The organism is Nocardioides sp. Soil796 (genome assembly GCF_001429525.1).
Lineage (GTDB): Bacteria > Actinomycetota > Actinomycetes > Propionibacteriales > Nocardioidaceae > Nocardioides.
The window spans coordinates 421,700-436,574 of the sequence record NZ_LMSQ01000019.1; the positions used below are offsets into that span (position 1 = coordinate 421,700).

General features: G+C 67.9%; 13 protein-coding genes and 3 pseudogenes. 10 read left to right on the top strand and 6 right to left on the bottom strand.

Annotated features, from left to right (window positions below):
- The first annotated feature begins 56 nt into the window (after window positions 1–56).
- Window positions 57–1,154 carry a DNA cytosine methyltransferase gene (locus ASH02_RS19190; protein ID WP_057295304.1) on the top strand — a complete coding sequence of 366 codons (1,098 nt, stop codon included), beginning with the start codon at window positions 57–59 and terminating at the stop codon, window positions 1,152–1,154.
- A 12-nt stretch (window positions 1,155–1,166) separates the two neighbouring features.
- On the opposite strand, the gene ASH02_RS19195 is transcribed toward ASH02_RS19190, so the two are convergent.
- Window positions 1,167–1,589 carry a very short patch repair endonuclease gene (locus ASH02_RS19195; protein WP_200959204.1) on the bottom strand — a complete coding sequence of 141 codons (423 nt, stop codon included), beginning with the start codon at window positions 1,587–1,589 and terminating at the stop codon, window positions 1,167–1,169.
- Between the two features lie 40 nt (window positions 1,590–1,629).
- On the opposite strand from ASH02_RS19195, the gene ASH02_RS19200 reads away from it, so the two are divergent.
- A complete protein-coding gene (locus ASH02_RS19200; RefSeq protein ID WP_057295306.1) occupies window positions 1,630–3,000 on the top strand; it encodes a restriction endonuclease in 1,371 nt (456 codons plus the stop codon).
- Between the two features lie 47 nt (window positions 3,001–3,047).
- Window positions 3,048–3,496: pseudogene (locus ASH02_RS27125) on the top strand (transposase); the annotation flags it as partial.
- Between the two features lie 61 nt (window positions 3,497–3,557).
- Here the strand turns inward: ASH02_RS27125 and ASH02_RS19205 are convergent.
- The 3 genes and pseudogenes from ASH02_RS19205 to ASH02_RS27600 form a co-directional block, all read right to left on the bottom strand.
- A complete protein-coding gene (locus ASH02_RS19205; protein WP_156409810.1) occupies window positions 3,558–4,097 on the bottom strand; it encodes a hypothetical protein in 540 nt (179 codons plus the stop codon).
- Window positions 4,098–4,275: 178 nt separating this feature from the next.
- Window positions 4,276–5,146 (bottom strand): annotated as a pseudogene (locus ASH02_RS27595) (HNH endonuclease signature motif containing protein); the annotation flags it as partial.
- 1 nt (window position 5,147) lies between these two features.
- A pseudogene (locus ASH02_RS27600) lies at window positions 5,148–5,754 on the bottom strand (hypothetical protein); the annotation flags it as partial.
- Window positions 5,755–6,004: 250 nt separating this feature from the next.
- On the opposite strand from ASH02_RS27600, the gene ASH02_RS19215 reads away from it, so the two are divergent.
- From ASH02_RS19215 to ASH02_RS19235, 5 genes are all read left to right on the top strand, one after another.
- Complete coding sequence (locus ASH02_RS19215; protein WP_057295309.1) at window positions 6,005–6,781, top strand: DUF2182 domain-containing protein; 777 nt, start codon at window positions 6,005–6,007, stop codon at window positions 6,779–6,781.
- Window positions 6,782–6,800: 19 nt separating this feature from the next.
- Window positions 6,801–7,430 (top strand): DUF1326 domain-containing protein, encoded by a 630-nt coding sequence (locus tag ASH02_RS19220; RefSeq protein ID WP_056681987.1) that lies wholly within the window; start codon window positions 6,801–6,803, stop codon window positions 7,428–7,430.
- A gap of 228 nt (window positions 7,431–7,658) precedes the next feature.
- The gene (locus ASH02_RS19225) at window positions 7,659–8,453 is read left to right on the top strand and encodes an SDR family NAD(P)-dependent oxidoreductase (protein ID WP_057295310.1); all 795 of its coding nucleotides are present in this window, start codon (window positions 7,659–7,661) and stop codon (window positions 8,451–8,453) included.
- 73 nt (window positions 8,454–8,526) lie between these two features.
- Window positions 8,527–9,654, top strand: a complete 1,128-nt coding sequence (locus ASH02_RS19230) for a DUF5938 domain-containing protein (RefSeq protein ID WP_057295311.1) — start codon at window positions 8,527–8,529, stop codon at window positions 9,652–9,654.
- The gene (locus tag ASH02_RS19235) at window positions 9,654–11,183 is read left to right on the top strand and encodes an acyl-CoA synthetase (protein WP_057295312.1); all 1,530 of its coding nucleotides are present in this window, start codon (window positions 9,654–9,656) and stop codon (window positions 11,181–11,183) included. The genes ASH02_RS19230 and ASH02_RS19235 overlap by 1 nt, the downstream gene beginning before the upstream one ends.
- A gap of 28 nt (window positions 11,184–11,211) precedes the next feature.
- Here the strand turns inward: ASH02_RS19235 and ASH02_RS19240 are convergent, their stop codons facing one another.
- Window positions 11,212–11,895, bottom strand: coding sequence for a DUF2848 domain-containing protein (locus ASH02_RS19240; RefSeq protein ID WP_057295313.1), 684 nt, complete (start codon window positions 11,893–11,895; stop codon window positions 11,212–11,214).
- A gap of 100 nt (window positions 11,896–11,995) precedes the next feature.
- Here ASH02_RS19240 and ASH02_RS19245 point away from each other — a divergent pair, with 100 nt between their 5' ends.
- The gene (locus ASH02_RS19245; RefSeq protein ID WP_057295314.1) at window positions 11,996–13,354 is read left to right on the top strand and encodes an MFS transporter; all 1,359 of its coding nucleotides are present in this window, start codon (window positions 11,996–11,998) and stop codon (window positions 13,352–13,354) included.
- Window positions 13,355–13,360: 6 nt separating this feature from the next.
- On the opposite strand, the gene ASH02_RS19250 is transcribed toward ASH02_RS19245, so the two are convergent.
- Window positions 13,361–14,008, bottom strand: a complete 648-nt coding sequence (locus ASH02_RS19250; protein ID WP_056684933.1) for a GntR family transcriptional regulator — start codon at window positions 14,006–14,008, stop codon at window positions 13,361–13,363.
- Between the two features lie 53 nt (window positions 14,009–14,061).
- Here ASH02_RS19250 and ASH02_RS19255 point away from each other — a divergent pair, with 53 nt between their 5' ends.
- Window positions 14,062–14,847 (top strand): carbon-nitrogen hydrolase family protein, encoded by a 786-nt coding sequence (locus ASH02_RS19255; RefSeq protein ID WP_057295315.1) that lies wholly within the window; start codon window positions 14,062–14,064, stop codon window positions 14,845–14,847.
- Window positions 14,848–14,875 lie beyond the last annotated feature (28 nt).

A 14,875-nucleotide genomic window follows, 5' to 3' on the forward strand; every position in this document is an offset into this window, starting at 1 on the left:
GCTGGCGTTGGCGTGCCGGCGCGGGCGTACCCTCCTCGGACCCCTAGGATCGTAGAATGACCGCCGCGATCTCCGTCCTTGATCTATTCGCCGGTGCGGGCGGTCTCACGGCGGGACTGCACTCAGCCTCGGACCGTTTCCGAACCGTGCGCGCCGTTGAGTGGGACAAGGCGGCTGCGGCCTCGTACGAGGCGACCTTCGGCAAGGGCCACGTGTACGCAGGCGACATCAAGACCTGGCTCTCAGAGGAGAATGTGCCGTCGGTGGACGTCATCGTCGGAGGTCCGCCCTGCCAGGGTTTCTCGAGTCTCGGCAAGCAGAACGTTCAGGACGACCGCAACTCTCTCTGGGTCGAATACGCGCACACCATCAGTCGTGCCCAGCCGAAGTACTTCGTGGTCGAGAACGTCGCCGAGTTCAAGAAGTCGCCACAGTACGGCCTTTTTCAACAAGCGACGTCCACGGGCGGCCTCATTGGGGACTACGCCTTCGAAGCCGCCGTCTTGAATGCGGCGGACTACGGAGCGCCGCAAGCTCGCAAGCGGACCGTGATCATCGGCTACCACCGAGACCTTGGGTTTCCCGGAATGCCAGCACCCACCCACTCGGCATCGCCTACTGAGGATGGCCGCAAGCCGCACGTCACGGTTGCGCAGGCTCTGAAGCACGTCCCACGTCGACCCGACCGCGACGGACTTTTTGATACCCGCCGTACGCGGTTCGATGGGGTTGAGTACGCAGGGGCTTTTCGAGTTCGCGACCTTCACTGGAGCAGGAACTACACGCAACTCTCCCTCAAGCGGTTTGCGGTGATTCCGCCGGGCGGAAATCGGCGCGATCTCGAGCCCTTCCCGGACCTTATGACGCCATGCTGGACGCGGCACAAGTCGGGTTCCGGTGACGTGATGGGGCGGCTCCATTGGAATCGGCCCTCCGTGACGATCAGGACTGAGTTTTTCAAGCCGGAGAAGGGTCGATACCTGCACCCAGAAGAGAGTCGCGCCATCACGCATTACGAGGCCGCCCTTCTCCAGGGGTTTGGCAAGGACCACCGATTCGTCGGTTCTCGGACGGACGTTGCGCGCCAGATCGGAAACGCAGTCCCAATCCCACTCGGCGCGGCCGTTGGGCGATTGCTCGCCTCTGTCATTTGACAGATCGACCGGCTAACTACCCGTGCTCTGATACCCCCGCAGCCGGCCGACCAAGTCGGCGAACATGGCACTCGACGTTTCGTGCTCCCAGTACCGGACCACAATCCACCCCGCTGCCGCGAGCATCTGGGTCGTCTCCTGGTCGCGCTGCCGGTTGCCGGCGATCTTCGCCGTCCAGAAGTCCGGTCTTGTCTTTGGAACGGTGAAGTGCTGCGGGCACCCGTGCCAGAAGCATCCGTCGACGAACACGGCGATCCGTTGACGCGTGAACGCAATGTCAATCGTCCGGCGACTTGATCCCGGGACCTTGAAGTTCACGCGGTAGCGGTACCCAGCCGCATACAGCGCCTGCCGAAGCGCGAGTTCGGGCAGCGTGTCGCGGCGACGCTGGGACTCCATCCGGCGCCGGACACTTGGATCAACGTCTCCGCCCATGTCCGCGAAGATACCGCGCGGCCTCCCGTAAGCTCGGCTCGTGAATGACACCAGGGTCGACCTTGAATGGTCCGACCCCGCGCGCCTAGTCGATACTCCGCGCCACGTCTTCGTTCACGACGAGCTGCGCTACGCGAAAGGCGCCAACCAACGAGACATCGAGGTCGACGGGTTTATCAACTACCACTGGCTGACGAGCCCGGAGGACTATGGTCGTCCGAAGGTCATGCTGGAAGCGGGCATCAACGCGCCCGCCGACGTGCACGGTCCCGATGGCGCCCGTCGTCCGCTCATTGCCGTGCGCTCCAGCCCGTGGAAGGCTGGCCATGAGACAAATCCCTGGCATGATGAGTTTGACCTCGATCACGGCCATGTTCGTTACTTCGGCGACCACAAGCCGTCAACTCTCGGACTGCCGGGCGCGACTAAGGGAAATCGCCTCCTGCTTGAAGCCGCACGCTTGCACGCAGGGACCACCCGACAGGAGCGGCTACTTGCGCCGCCGCTGCTCCTATTCCGCTCAACCACGGTTCACCGCGATGGCCGGGCGCTGGTCAAGGGCCATGTCGAGTTCTGTGGTGCTGCGATCATCGAGCGTCTTGAGCACGTAGTGCAGCGGGACCCCGAGACCGGGAACAGCTTCCCTAACATCGCGCTCGACCTGGCAGTCGTCGATGGCCGGGAGATCGACGGCATCGACATGAGGTGGATCGACGATCGGCGGGACCCATCGCTCGACGCAGAGTTGGCCATCCGTCATGCGCCGGACCAATGGCGCCGTTGGGTGAAGGATGGGCGTAGCGCGATCTCTGGGGTTCGGCGGCGGGTATTGGCAAGCGCCGTCAAGACGCCGAAGGAGCAGCAGCCCCTCCCAGGAAGCGTCGACGCCGCGGTGCTCTCAACGCTCTACAACTTCTATGATGGGCGCAAACACGCGTTCGAGCTGCTCGCTTCACAGGTCGCCGGAGAGGTCCTCCGCGAGTCAGGTGCCCGATACAAGGAGGGTTGGCTCTCCAGGTCATCAGGAGACGGAGGAGTCGACTTCATCGGCCGGATTGACATGGGATCGCTGGCTGCCAGCACGCCAGTCGTCGTACTCGGTCAGGCAAAGTGCATCCAACCCTCATCGACCGTGTCGCCAGAGCAGGTTGCACGTGTTGTCGCCCGTCTTCGCCGCGGCTGGATCGGTGTCTACGTGACCACCGGCTCGTTCTCCAAGCAGGCGCAGATCGAGATCATCGACGATCAGTATCCCGTCGTGCTGGTGGCCGGAGGCACCCTGGCGGCAACAGTTCGCAGAATGGCACAAGCGAACTACGGCGGTGACCTCAATGCTCTGCTGCAGGCCACCATCGAGCAGTACGCCGACGCGATCGCGTACCGGCGGCCGGAGGAAGTCATCTCGATGTGATGGCGCTGCGCCGCACCCATCGAGCGGCTTCTGAAGGAGAATCACGGATGGCCTTGTCCCAATCTGCCTGTGGGAGTTGCTGAGGCGTTCCGCACCGGCGATGGCGTCGACATGATCCGAGAGTCGGTCGGCACCGTGCTCCAGGAGCTCGCCGATTTCGACGCCACCGGGGTGATCGACGCGAAACGCCACGAGCGCACCGCAGACCGCATCAATGACAGAAAACGGCACCCGACCGAGCTGCTGCGACCAAGGCTGGCGACATCGAGCTGCGCATCCCGAAACCCCGCAAGGGTCGTTCTTCCCGTCCATCCTCGAGCCCCGGCGACGCATCGACCAGGGGCTGTACGCGGTGATGATTGGGCCTACCTCCACTCACGTGTCCACCAGGAGTGTCGAGAACCTGGTCGCGGCGATGGGCGCCGACTCCGGGATCAGCACGTCCGAGGTCTCCCGGATCTGCGAAGGCCTCGATGAGTCCGTCGGCGCGTTCCGATGAGTCCGAGCGCCCGATCACACGCCGTTCCCCTACGTCTACCTGGACGCGAGCGATTCGACTATATGTTGAGGGCGGCCGCGACTGCGGCACGCACTCCGACAGGGACATTGGAGCGCGGGCGGTAGCTCGACAACGGCGTGATGCCGTGCTCCTGGATCACGTGCGAGATGTTGGCCAGCATCCTCTCCAGCTGATCACCAGTGCGGCCCGTCTTCACCTCGATGTCGGCAAGCACCTGACGCTGACGGATCGGCTGACCCGAGTGCTCGGCGCGGAGCATCGCAACGTACCCCTCGACGACGGCGAGGATCTCGTCATCGCTCCACGTGCGACGTGCAGGAGCCGGAGCCGGAGCCGGCGTACCAGCGGGCAGCGTCCAGTCGCCCGACTCCTCGACGGAGAGCCGACCGTCGGCGAGCATCTCCGCAGCAGTGGAGCGCAGGTCGAGCTGCCAGGTGAACAGCAGATCACCGGCCGAGCGCAGGTCCTGCTCGTGGCGAGCCCAGACGAGCTTGGCCACCGCCAGCGGAGATGCGCTGCGCCCGGAAACACCGAGAGCCTCCACGATCCAGGAGCCCAGCAGCGCGTCAGAAGTCACCGGCCCAGCCTGCCATGACCCGAGCGCCGCCCAACTCAGAAGCCTGCAACTCAGAAGCCGGGCTCCGTCGAGCACTCGGATGCGTGCGGGTCGGGGACTCCGGCCCAGTCGCGGGGGTCGAGGTCGGTGGGGTCGTAGTCGGGATCGAGCCAGGGCCAACCACTGTTCTGGCTGGTCNGCGTTGTGGAGGCGGATCACTGGGGGCATCGGGTGGCCCCGGGGCGTCCGGGGGCCGCGTGTGCAGGCATCCGTCGAAGTCGCCATGTACGTCATCGGGTCGAGTCACCTCACTCGTGCCGGTGGAGTCGCGCAGGTAGCGGTGCCCATGCGGTGAGGTCCACAACCACGTGCCGGCCTCAACAGCGTGATAGGCCCACCCGGTATGAGTCTTGAGGCGATGGTGACGCCGACACAACGGCGCCAGATTGCAGGAGCAGGTGCGCCCACCGGCCCCGTGCGCCACGACGTGGTCGCAGTCGCACGCCCGTGCCGGGCGGGTGCAGAACGGAAACACACAGCACCCGTTGACTCCCGCGACCTGGGCCTTGAGCCGCTCGGGCACCTCGTAGGAACCCACCATCTCGTGATCAGCCAGGTCGACGACCGGGCGCACCGTCACCCGGGTGTCGGCGCGGGCGGCCCACTCGGCGACCATCGCCGCCGCCACCGGCTGATCGCCCCGCTCGAACCGACCGACCGGGCCGATCCCGTGCACCGCATCAGCGGAGAGGTGCATCACGATGGTCATCTGCTTGCGCCGCGGCCTCGGCGCCTCCTCACCCTCCAACAAGGCCAGTGCCCGGGCCGGGTCGGCGAGGATGCCGACCGCCAGCGCCCGGCGTACGTCGAGCGGCTCCTCGCAGCCGCCGTCGGCGAGGGCTTGGGCGAGGGCGGTGACGGTGTCGTTGAAGTCGTAGGCGTCCTTGAGGTCCGCCGAGATCAGGATCGAGGCGACCCCACCGGCCGAGACGCCCTCCAGGAGCCGGACCTGGCGCTGGTCCAGGGCCGCGGCCCGCTGCTTCTCCCGCTCCAACGGGTAGAGCTTCAACNACGCCTCGTCGAGCAGCTTCTCCAGCTTGATGAAGCCGACCTTGTGCGCGATCGGGTGCACGTGCTCGTCGACGAACACGGCGACGTCGTCGGGGTGACCGATCGTGGTGGCAGCGACCCGACGGGCCCGCCAGGCGGTGACCTCGCCGGCCAGCAGCCGCGCCCAGGTGCGCTCGCAGCGGTGCCGCAGCTCCAGGGCCTCGTGGATCATCCGCTCACCGGCCGCGGTCGACAAGCCGAGGGCGGCAGCGAACTCGGCGACCGCGGCCCAGTGCACCAGGGGCAGGCAATCGGCCGCCTCGTCACCGAACGCCGCCTCGGCCAGGTCGTCGGTGGGGTGCGTGTCGGCCCACTGCACCGCACGCAGCAGCAGCACCCGCTCCGCGTCATCGGCCAGACCTCGCGCCCGCACCGCGTCGGCCAGCACCGCACCAGCACCCCCGTCGCCGGGCAACGCCTGCGAGAGCGCGCCCGACCCGTGGCCGGCGGTGGCCGGGAACGGGGTGTCGAAGGTGGTGGTCATGGCAGCAATTGTTCCCGAGATCGCCACCGAATGACAGGGGTGCAACTCAATCTGTGGAGAACTATTTCCGCAGGTCAGACCCATAATTGCCGTCCCACAGGGTGCTGTGGAGAACCCACTCCCAGCACCCCCTCAGGTCACACCAGACCCAGGTTCTCCACACTCGATCCACAGCCTCCGACGCGCACGTCGACCCGTCAAATGCCCCGGCCGGGCTATGGAGTCCGGAACCGTGTCGGCGTAGGTTGCGAAGCGAGCCTTGTGCCCACAACCGCACGTCCGACCGCACGTCCAATCGCCCTCTCGGGGAGCCCTCAGCAGGGACTGCCGAGAGATGAGCCACCTCAGATCGAGCACCCCTCGCATCAGCGGCGAGATCCTGACGCTGACCTTGGTCGCCTGCGCCGCGGCCGCATGGTGGCTGACGTCGATGCTCTCGGCCGACATGTCCGCTGACATGAGCAGCGACATGAGCGGCGAGATGGGCGACACCAAGACCGTCATGGCCCTCGGCCCGTTCCTGGTCGCGTGGACGTTGATGATGGCGGCGATGATGCTGCCGGCGGTCACCCCGGTGGTTCGGCTCTACCAGCGGGCAGCCGCCGCGGGAAAGGTCGCGCCGACCGGATGGTTCGTCACTGCCTACCTCATCGTGTGGGCACTCACGGGGCTGCCGGCGTACCTGCTGTGGCGGGAGCTGGCGATGCCTCTCCAGGACGGCGAGGAGTGGGCGCTCCGGCTGGCCGGCGCCACCTTGCTGTTCGCCGGCGCCTACCAGCTCACTCCGTTGAAGCGGGCCTGCCTGCGGCACTGTCGCTCCCCGATGTCCTACTTCATGCGACTTCGCGGATCGCTCGAGCGACCCGTCGGGGCATTCCGCGCCGGATTGCTGCACGCGGGCTACTGCTGCGGGTGCTGTGTCGCCCTGATGCTCGTGCTCGTCGCGACGGCTGCCATGAACCCGTGGTGGGCCGTGTTGATCGCCGTCGGCGTCTTCGTCGAACGCAACCTTCGATGGGGAGCCACGTTCGCCACCTGGCTCGGGGTGGCCCTGCTGGGCCTGGGAACAGTCGTCGTGCTGAGCCCGACCCTGCTGTCCGATCTGATCTGAAGAAGAAGGAAGGCACACCATGACAACCACCGAAGCAGGGCCCACGACGCGCTGGAACCTGTCTGGCGTCGGCTACGAATACTGCAACTGCAACCCCGGCTGCACCTGCAACTTCAGCGGCTTCCCGTCGTCCTCCGACGGCAGCTGCAAGGCGCTCGTCGCCAACGTCATCCGCGAGGGCCGGTGTGGGGACGTCGACCTCGCCGGGGTCTCCGCGGTCGCGATCATCGACTGGCCGCACGCCATCCACGACGGCAACGGACGCGCGGTCTTCGTGGTGGCACCCGAGACGACCGACGACCAGATCGGGGCCCTGAGCCAGATCTACACCGGTGCACTCGGCGGTATGCCGTGGGAGATCCTCGGGACGACGTACGACGTGGTCGGGCTGGTCAAGTCTCAGATCAACATCACCGAGGCCGGCATCGACTCCGCCGTGGAGATAGAGGGGGTCGGTCGCGCCGAGGGACGGTCGATGCGGAACCCGGTGACCGACGAGCCGCACGAGGCCCACATCACCCTGCCCGACGGCTTCATCTGGACCGACGGCAACTGCGGAGTCGGCTCTTTCAACGCCTCTGCCGAGGGCGTCTCCCTCGACTTCTCCGACACCAACTGGATCCACTACGACTTCAGCTGGAGCAACTGACGCACCGGTCACCAGCTCGCCCGTCACGCCACGGTCACTGTGATGGGCGACCTTCCCGTGCGCGCCCACATCCAGGCCGACGGGCGAGCGCTTCTGGCTGGACCGGGGGCCGGACGACGACCAAATGGGGGAAATCCTGACCTCTCTCCGCGAAACTCTTGACAGTTGTCAAGAGAATGAGGAGCGTGTGACCTGAGCCACACCACCCCTCTCGCGAAGGAGCAACAGATGAGCGTGTTCGACCTGACCGGGCGCACAGCCCTGGTGACCGGAGGTGCCCAGGGACTCGGCGAGGGCATGGCGCAGGCGCTCGCCGCAGCGGGCGCGAAGGTGATGATCGGCGACCTCCAGGAAGAGTCCGGCCAGGCGGTGGCCAAGGCACTCGGCGACGGGCACGGCTTCGTCCGGCTCGACGTGACCGACGAAGCGAGCTGGGAGGCGGCGGTCGCGGAGACCGTCTCGACGCTCGGCGGGCTCGACATCCTGGTCAACAACGCGGGCATCGAGATCACCAGCCTGATCACCGAGCTCGACCCCGACGCCGTACGCCGCATGCTCGAGGTCAACGTGCTCGGCACAGCCCTCGGCCTCAAGCACGGGCTGCGCACCATGCGCCCCGGCGGCGCGGCCGGCAACGGCGGCAGCATCATCAACATCTCGTCCGTCGCGGCGACCATCGCCTTCCCGGGCATCTCGGTCTACTCCGCGACGAAGTCCGCGGTCGACCGGCTCACCCGGGTGGCCGCCATGGAGGCCGGCAAGCTCGGCGCCGGCGTACGCGTCAACTGCATCTACCCCGGCCTCGTGCCCACCGCGATGGGCGCCGGACTGGCCAACGACGTCGCAGCGCTGGGCCTCTTCGGCTCGCCGGAAGAAGCAGTGGGCGCGGTCATCGAGCTCACTCCCGCCGGCCGGCTCGGCGAGGTCGGCGACATGGCCGACGCCGTCGTCTTCCTCGCCTCCGACGCTGCCCGCTTCGTCACCGGGGCCGGCCTGCCGGTCGACGGCGGCATGGGCATGTGACTGCGCCCATCACCCACTGCCCTCTCACCCAGCTCCCTCCCCCTCCCGAAAGCACGTCCCGAAAGGCATCCCCATGACTGACAAGCCCGTCATCGTCTACGGCGCATCCGGCTACACCGGCCGACTCGTCTGCGAGTACCTCCGCGAGTACAACGTCCCCTTCATCGCCGCCGGCCGCAGCCAGGACAAGCTCGAGTCGTCGATGGGCAGCAACGTCGCCGGCATCGAGACCGCCGACTACGAGGTGCAGACCGTCGACCACGACGTCGAGTCGCTGACCAAGCTCTTCCAAGGCGCGCAGGTCGTGCTCAACACGGTCGGCCCGTTCAGCGTCCACGGCCCCGAGGTGGTCGAGGCCAGCCTGGCTGCCGGCGTCCACTACACCGACACCACAGGCGAGCAGGACTGGCTGATCACCTGCGAAGAGCAGTACGGCGCCGACTTCGCCGCGGCCGGTCTCCTGCTCTCCCCCGGCCTCGCGCAGATGTACACCACCGGCGAGATCGCCGCCCAGCTCTGCCTCGAGACGCCCGGGCTCGACACGCTCGACATCGCGGTCTTCTGGGGCGGCAGCCCGACGATCGCCTCGACCCGCACGATCCTGGTCAACGCCGCCACGTCCGCGGCGCACTACCTCGAGCAGAACCAGTACGTCGCCTTCGATCCCGGCCAGGGCCTCGTGCCGCTCGTCGTACCGGGCCAGCACGAGCTCGCCCTCTCCCTGCCCTGGGGCGGTACGTCGCACCCGGTGTGGTTCAAGCGCGACCCGCGGGTGGCCAACGTGAAGGCGCAGGGCGGCGTCTTCAACGCGGCGCTGATGAACGGCGTACCCCAGATCGTCGCGGCCGCCCTCGAGGCCACCAAGGACATGAACGACGCCGACCGCGACGCCGCGCTGACCGCGACCGCCGCCCAGGTGATGAACGAGATGCCGCCGCGCGAGAACCCGCGGGTCAACAAGTCCCTCGACTCCGTGCACGCCTCCGGGCCGTTGGGTCGCGCGCACTGCGTGATCCACGGCAACAGCAACTACAAGCAGACCGGGCTGCTGCAGGCGTACGCCGCGTACTCGTTGCTGCAGACCCCGCCGAAGCAGGTCGGGTTCGCCTCGGGCTGCCAGGCGTTCGGCCACCGCGAGCTGCTCGGCGTCCTCCGCTCCTTCGGCCTGGTCGCGGAGCCACAGCTGACGGTCCTGCGCTGATGCGACTGGTCGACTACCTCGACAAGGGCGCCTCGCTCGGGCGGGAACGTCCGTGCCTGACCACCGACGGCGAGTCCTTGTCGTACGCCGAGGTGCAGGGGTTGTCCGACCGGGTGGCCTCGGCGTTGTCGGCGTACGGCGTCGAGCCCGGCGACAAGGTGGCGATCCTGTCGGCCAACGACCCGGTCGCGTTCACCTGCGTCTTCGGGATCAGCCGGGCCGGAGCGGTGTGGTGCCCGATCAACCCGCGCAACGAGGCCGCGGAGAACCGGGAGCTGCTCGAGCTCTTCGACTGCGTCGCCCTGGTCTTCCAGGAGTCGTTCGCGCCACTGGTCGAGGCGATCCGGCACGACCTGCCACAGCTGAAGACCCTGGTCTGCCTCGACGGCGAGGTCCCGGGAGCCCTGTCCTGGCAGGCATTCCTGGATGCCGCCACGAGCGAACCCACCAGACCCGCCGGTGCCGACGACCTCGCGATGATCGTCGGCACCGGCGGCACCACCGGCCGCCCCAAGGGCGTGATGCTGACCGACCACAACCTCGAGACGATGACGGCACTCACGCTGATGGGCTACCCGTTCACCGGCCGACCGGTCTACCTCGCGCTGGCCCCGTTGACCCACGCCGCGGGGGTGCTCACCTTCCCGGTCCTGGCCAGCGGCGGCGAGGTGGTGATCATGCGCGCCCCCGACGTCGGCGGCTTCCTGTCCCTGGTCGAGCGGCACAGGGTGACCCACACCTTCCTGCCACCGACGCTGATCTACATGGTGCTCGCCCACCCCGACCTCGACACGACGGACCTCTCGTCACTCGAGTGCTTCTGGTACGGCGCGGCGCCGATGTCCGCGACTCGACTCGAGGAGGCGCTGACCCGCATCGGACCGGTGATGGCGCAGTTGTTCGGACAGACCGAGGCGCCGATGATGATCGCGATGATGCCGCCGGCCGACCACTTCAGACCCGACGGATCGGTGGCGACCGAGCGACTCTCCGCCGCGGGACGCCCGGCCCCGCTGGTCACCGTGGCGATCCTCGACGACTCCGGCCGCCAGCTCCGGCAGGGCGAGTCCGGCGAGATCTGCGTGCGCGGCTCGCTGGTGATGGCCGGCTACTACAAGAACCCGGACGCGACGGCCGAGGCGTCGGCGCACGGCTGGCACCACACCGGCGACATCGGCTTCGTCGACGACGAGGGCTTCCTGCACATCGTCGACCGCGCGAAGGACATGATCATCACCGGCGGGTTCAACGTCTACTCCACCGAGGTCGAGCAGGCCGTCCTCGCACACCCCGACGTACAGGACTGCGGCGTGATCGGCCTGCCCGACGACAAGTGGGGCGAGCGGGTCGTCGCGGTCGTGCAACCCCAGCCCGGGCACACGGTCGACCCGGCCGAGCTGACCGCGTTCGTGAAGGAGCGGATCGGCAGCGTGAAGGCGCCCAAGCAGGTCGAGGTCTGGCCCGACCTGCCCCGGTCGAAGGTCGGCAAGGTGCTGAAGACCGAGATCAAGTCGACCCTCAACCCCTGACGCGAACCGCCGGCCGAACCGGCTCGGCTCAGCCGATCGGCTGGGCCATCGCACGGACGTCGTACGCCTGTGAGATCACGCGACCGGTGACCTCGTCGGAGAGCTCGACCTCCCAGCGCTCGGCGAACTGGTCGACGCCCTCGATCATCTGCACGGTGCCGGAGAGGAGCACGGTGCCGGGGCGGTGCAGGCCGCGGTCGCGGAGCACCTCGAGCCAGTAGTCCGGCGTGAGCAGGTCGCCGAGCGTTCCGTCCTGGATCAGGCGTCGGTCGTCACCCTCACCGACCCAGCCACGCAGACGCACGTCGTCGAGGTGGTCGGCCACGTCGGCAAGGCGCCACGCCTGGTTGCCGAGGACGTCCGGGCCGGCGTTCTTGCTCCACGCGACGCCGTGCACCTCGAGATCACGGTCGGTGTGGTCGCAGGCGACGGTGAGCAGCACGTCGTCGTCGGTGATCACCAGCGCCCACTCGGCTTCACCGGAGGTCCTGGCGTGCTGGACGTCGACCTCGCTCGCCTGCCGGGCGAGGTACGGGGAGACCGGGTAGAGCGTCGGCGTCGTCGACGGAGCCGGCACACCCAGCTCGGCGAGCTCGTCGATGTGGGCCTGCACCTTGCCCTGGTCACGCCCGGCGTACCCGGCATTGAGCAGCTGGCTGATCGTCACCTGGACGGGATCGCGGTCGGCGACCTCAAAGGTCAGAGTGGTCATGGGGGCCTCCGGTGAGTTGGAAAAAGTTGGACTCAAGGGGTTGCGTATATGAAATGTATACAGGAAGTATGTGAGGCAGACAACACAGGAGGCTCTTCCCATGAACGACTCACCGACGACATTCCGCGCCGGAGACCTCGAGGTCGACCGGCGCTCCCTGGCCAAGGCGTACGCCGCCAGCCTGGCCGGGACGTCCCTGGAGTGGTACGACTTCGCGGTCTACTCGGCCGCAGCCGCACTGGTCTTCCCCCAGCTCTTCTTCCCGAACAACGACCCCCTGACCGGCGCCCTGCTGTCGTTCTCGACGTACGCCGTCGGCTACGTCTCGCGACCGATCGGCGGCATCGTCTTCGGCCGGCTCGGCGACAAGATCGGCCGCAAGAAGGTCCTGGTCATCACGCTGGTGCTGATCGGTGTCGCCACGTTCCTGATCGGCCTGCTGCCGACGTACACCAGCATCGGCGTGGCCGCGCCGACAATCCTCGTGCTGCTGCGCTTCGCCCAGGGCGTCGGCGTCGGCGGCGAGTGGGGCGGAGCTGTCCTCCTGTCCAGCGAGTTCGGCACCCCCGAGAAGCGGGGGCTCTGGGCCTCGGCGGCGCAGATCGGTCCCCCGGCCGGCAACCTGATGGCCACCGGCATGCTCTTCCTGCTCACCGCGATGCTCACCGAGGACCAGTTCCTGTCCTGGGGTTGGCGGGTGGCCTTCCTGATGTCGGCGGCGCTGGTCGCCTTCGGCCTGTGGATCCGCCTGAAGCTCGAGGACACCCCCATCTTCAAGGCGCTCTCCGAGAAGGAGGACCGCCCGACCGCACCTGTGAAGGAGGTCTTCACGACCGAGCTGCGGCCGCTGATCTCCGCGATCATGTCGCGCCTGGCGCCCGACATCCTCTACGCCCTGATGACGGTCTTCACGATCACCTACGGCACCACCCAGCTCGACCTCTCCAAGGGGCAGGTGCTCACCGCGGTCCTGGTCGCCTCGGGCTTCCAGCTCTTCCTGATCCCCTTCGCCGGCGCGCTCTCCGACCGCTACAACCGGCGCCTGGTCTACGGCATCGCCGCCGCCCTCGCCTCACTGTGGCCGGTGCTGTTCTTCCTCTTCATCGAGAACGGCTCCCCCGCCGCCCTGATCGCCTGCGTGGTGGTCGGACTGGGCATCCACTCGTTCATGTACGGCCCGCAGGCCGCGTTCGTGATCGAGCAGTTCTCGCCGCGCCTTCGCTACACGGGTTCGTCGCTGGCCTACACGATCGCCGGTGTCTTCGGCGGCGCACTCGCGCCGTTGGCCTTCACCTGGCTGCTCGACGTCTCCGGTGGCTGGCAGGCCCCCGCGGCGTACGTCGCCGTGGCTGGCGTCCTCACGATCATCGGCCTGCTCCTGGGCCGCAACCCCGACTTCGCCGAGGACGAGGCACTGCTCGCCGAGCCGACCCCGGCCCCGTCGCCAGCGCCGGTGTGACGGAGGTCAGGCCGAGAGCAGTGCAGCCAGGGTCTTCTCGAGATGGGCGTTGATGGCCTTGTGCGCAGCGGCAGCCTTACCGCTGCGCACGGCCTTCACGATCGCGTCGTGCTCGGTGCAGACCGAGCTGCGGCGTTCGCGCTCGGCGTCGAGGGCCGCGACTCCGACGCGCACCTGGCGTTCACGCAGTCCGTCGTACGTCCGGGAGAGCAGGGAGCTGCCGGCCGCGTCGACCAGGACCTGGTGGAACTTGCGGTCGAGGTCGATGAACTCGCGGCCGGTGCTGCCGGCGTCGGCTACGAGAGCGCGTTGCTCGTCGAGAACCGCCTGCATCACCTCGGCGGTCTCGGCCCCCGACTTGAGGGTGTCGGCCGCATGGCGCTCGATCACCCCACGCAGCTGCATCAGCTCGCGGATCTCCCGCGACGACAGGGGCGGGACGTAGCCGCCCTTCTGCGGCACCAGCTGGAGCAGCCCCTCGGACGACAGGATCAGCAGCGCCTCGCGGACCGGCGTGCGGGAGACCCCGACCTCAGTCGCGATCGCCTGCTCGTTGATGAACTGACCTTCGACGGTCGGGTCACTCAGCACCACGGTGCGCAGGTAGTCGAGGGCGCGTTCGCGGCCGGATCGTCGTTCTTCCCCAGTAGTCACGAACACAATGTATACAACAGGCGTGCAGAGTCACGCCGGAAACGGGATCTGTCATGAGAGTCGCCCTTGCCCAGGTCAGCAGCAGCGCGGACCTCGAGGCCAACCTCGCACTCATCGCCCGGACGTCAGCGCAGGCAGCACGTCAGGGAGCCGAGCTGGTCGTCTTCCCCGAGGCGATGATGCGCTCGTTCGGCAACCCGCTGCATCCGGTCGCGGAGGGCCTCGACGGGCCGTGGGCGGCGCGGGTGCGGGAGATCGCTGCAGAGCACGGCGTCACCGTGGTCGCCGGCATGTTCACGCCCGCCGACGGCGAACGGGTCCGCAACACGTTGCTGGTCACTGGGCCCGACGTCGAGGCGTCGTACGACAAGGTCCACCTTTTCGACGCCTTCGGCTTCGCCGAGTCCGACTCCGTCGCACCCGGCTCCTCCCCCGTCGTCGTCAAGATCGCGGGAGCGACGATCGGGCTGGCCACCTGCTACGACGTACGGTTCCCGGGCCTGTTCACCGAGCTGGCCCGCCAGGGTGCGCAGGCAGTCGTGATCTGCGCGTCCTGGGGAGCCGGTGACGGCAAGGTCGAGCAGTGGCAGCTGCTCACCAGCGCGCGGGCGCTGGACTCGACGAGCTTCGTGGTGGCCGTCGACCAGGCGCTGCCGGCCGACGCCGACCCGGGCTCCACCGCGCCGACCGGGGTCGGGCACAGTGCGGTCGTCTCACCTTGGGGCACGGTCGTCGACGAGCTCGGTGCGGAGCCGGGGCTGCTCGTGGTGGACCTCGACCTCGCCGAGGTGGACCGCGCCCGGGCTGCGATTCCGGTGCTGGCCAACGCCCGCTGGTAGCCACTCGGGCCCGGGCGATCGAGGGGTC

Bases quoted from the DNA above. Each gene is read 5' to 3' on its own strand.
- ASH02_RS19190 (WP_057295304.1), top strand. From the start codon at position 57: ATGACCGCCGCGATCTCCGTCCTTGATCTATTCGCCGGTGCGGGCGGT.
- ASH02_RS19195 (WP_200959204.1), bottom strand. From the start codon at position 1,589: ATGGGCGGAGACGTTGATCCAAGTGTCCGGCGCCGGATGGAGTCCCAG.
- ASH02_RS19215 (WP_057295309.1), top strand. From the start codon at position 6,005: ATGAGCCACCTCAGATCGAGCACCCCTCGCATCAGCGGCGAGATCCTG.
- ASH02_RS19220 (WP_056681987.1), top strand. From the start codon at position 6,801: ATGACAACCACCGAAGCAGGGCCCACGACGCGCTGGAACCTGTCTGGC.
- ASH02_RS19225 (WP_057295310.1), top strand. From the start codon at position 7,659: ATGAGCGTGTTCGACCTGACCGGGCGCACAGCCCTGGTGACCGGAGGT.
- ASH02_RS19230 (WP_057295311.1), top strand. From the start codon at position 8,527: ATGACTGACAAGCCCGTCATCGTCTACGGCGCATCCGGCTACACCGGC.
- ASH02_RS19235 (WP_057295312.1), top strand. From the start codon at position 9,654: ATGCGACTGGTCGACTACCTCGACAAGGGCGCCTCGCTCGGGCGGGAA.
- ASH02_RS19240 (WP_057295313.1), bottom strand. From the start codon at position 11,895: ATGACCACTCTGACCTTTGAGGTCGCCGACCGCGATCCCGTCCAGGTG.
- ASH02_RS19245 (WP_057295314.1), top strand. From the start codon at position 11,996: ATGAACGACTCACCGACGACATTCCGCGCCGGAGACCTCGAGGTCGAC.
- ASH02_RS19255 (WP_057295315.1), top strand. From the start codon at position 14,062: ATGAGAGTCGCCCTTGCCCAGGTCAGCAGCAGCGCGGACCTCGAGGCC.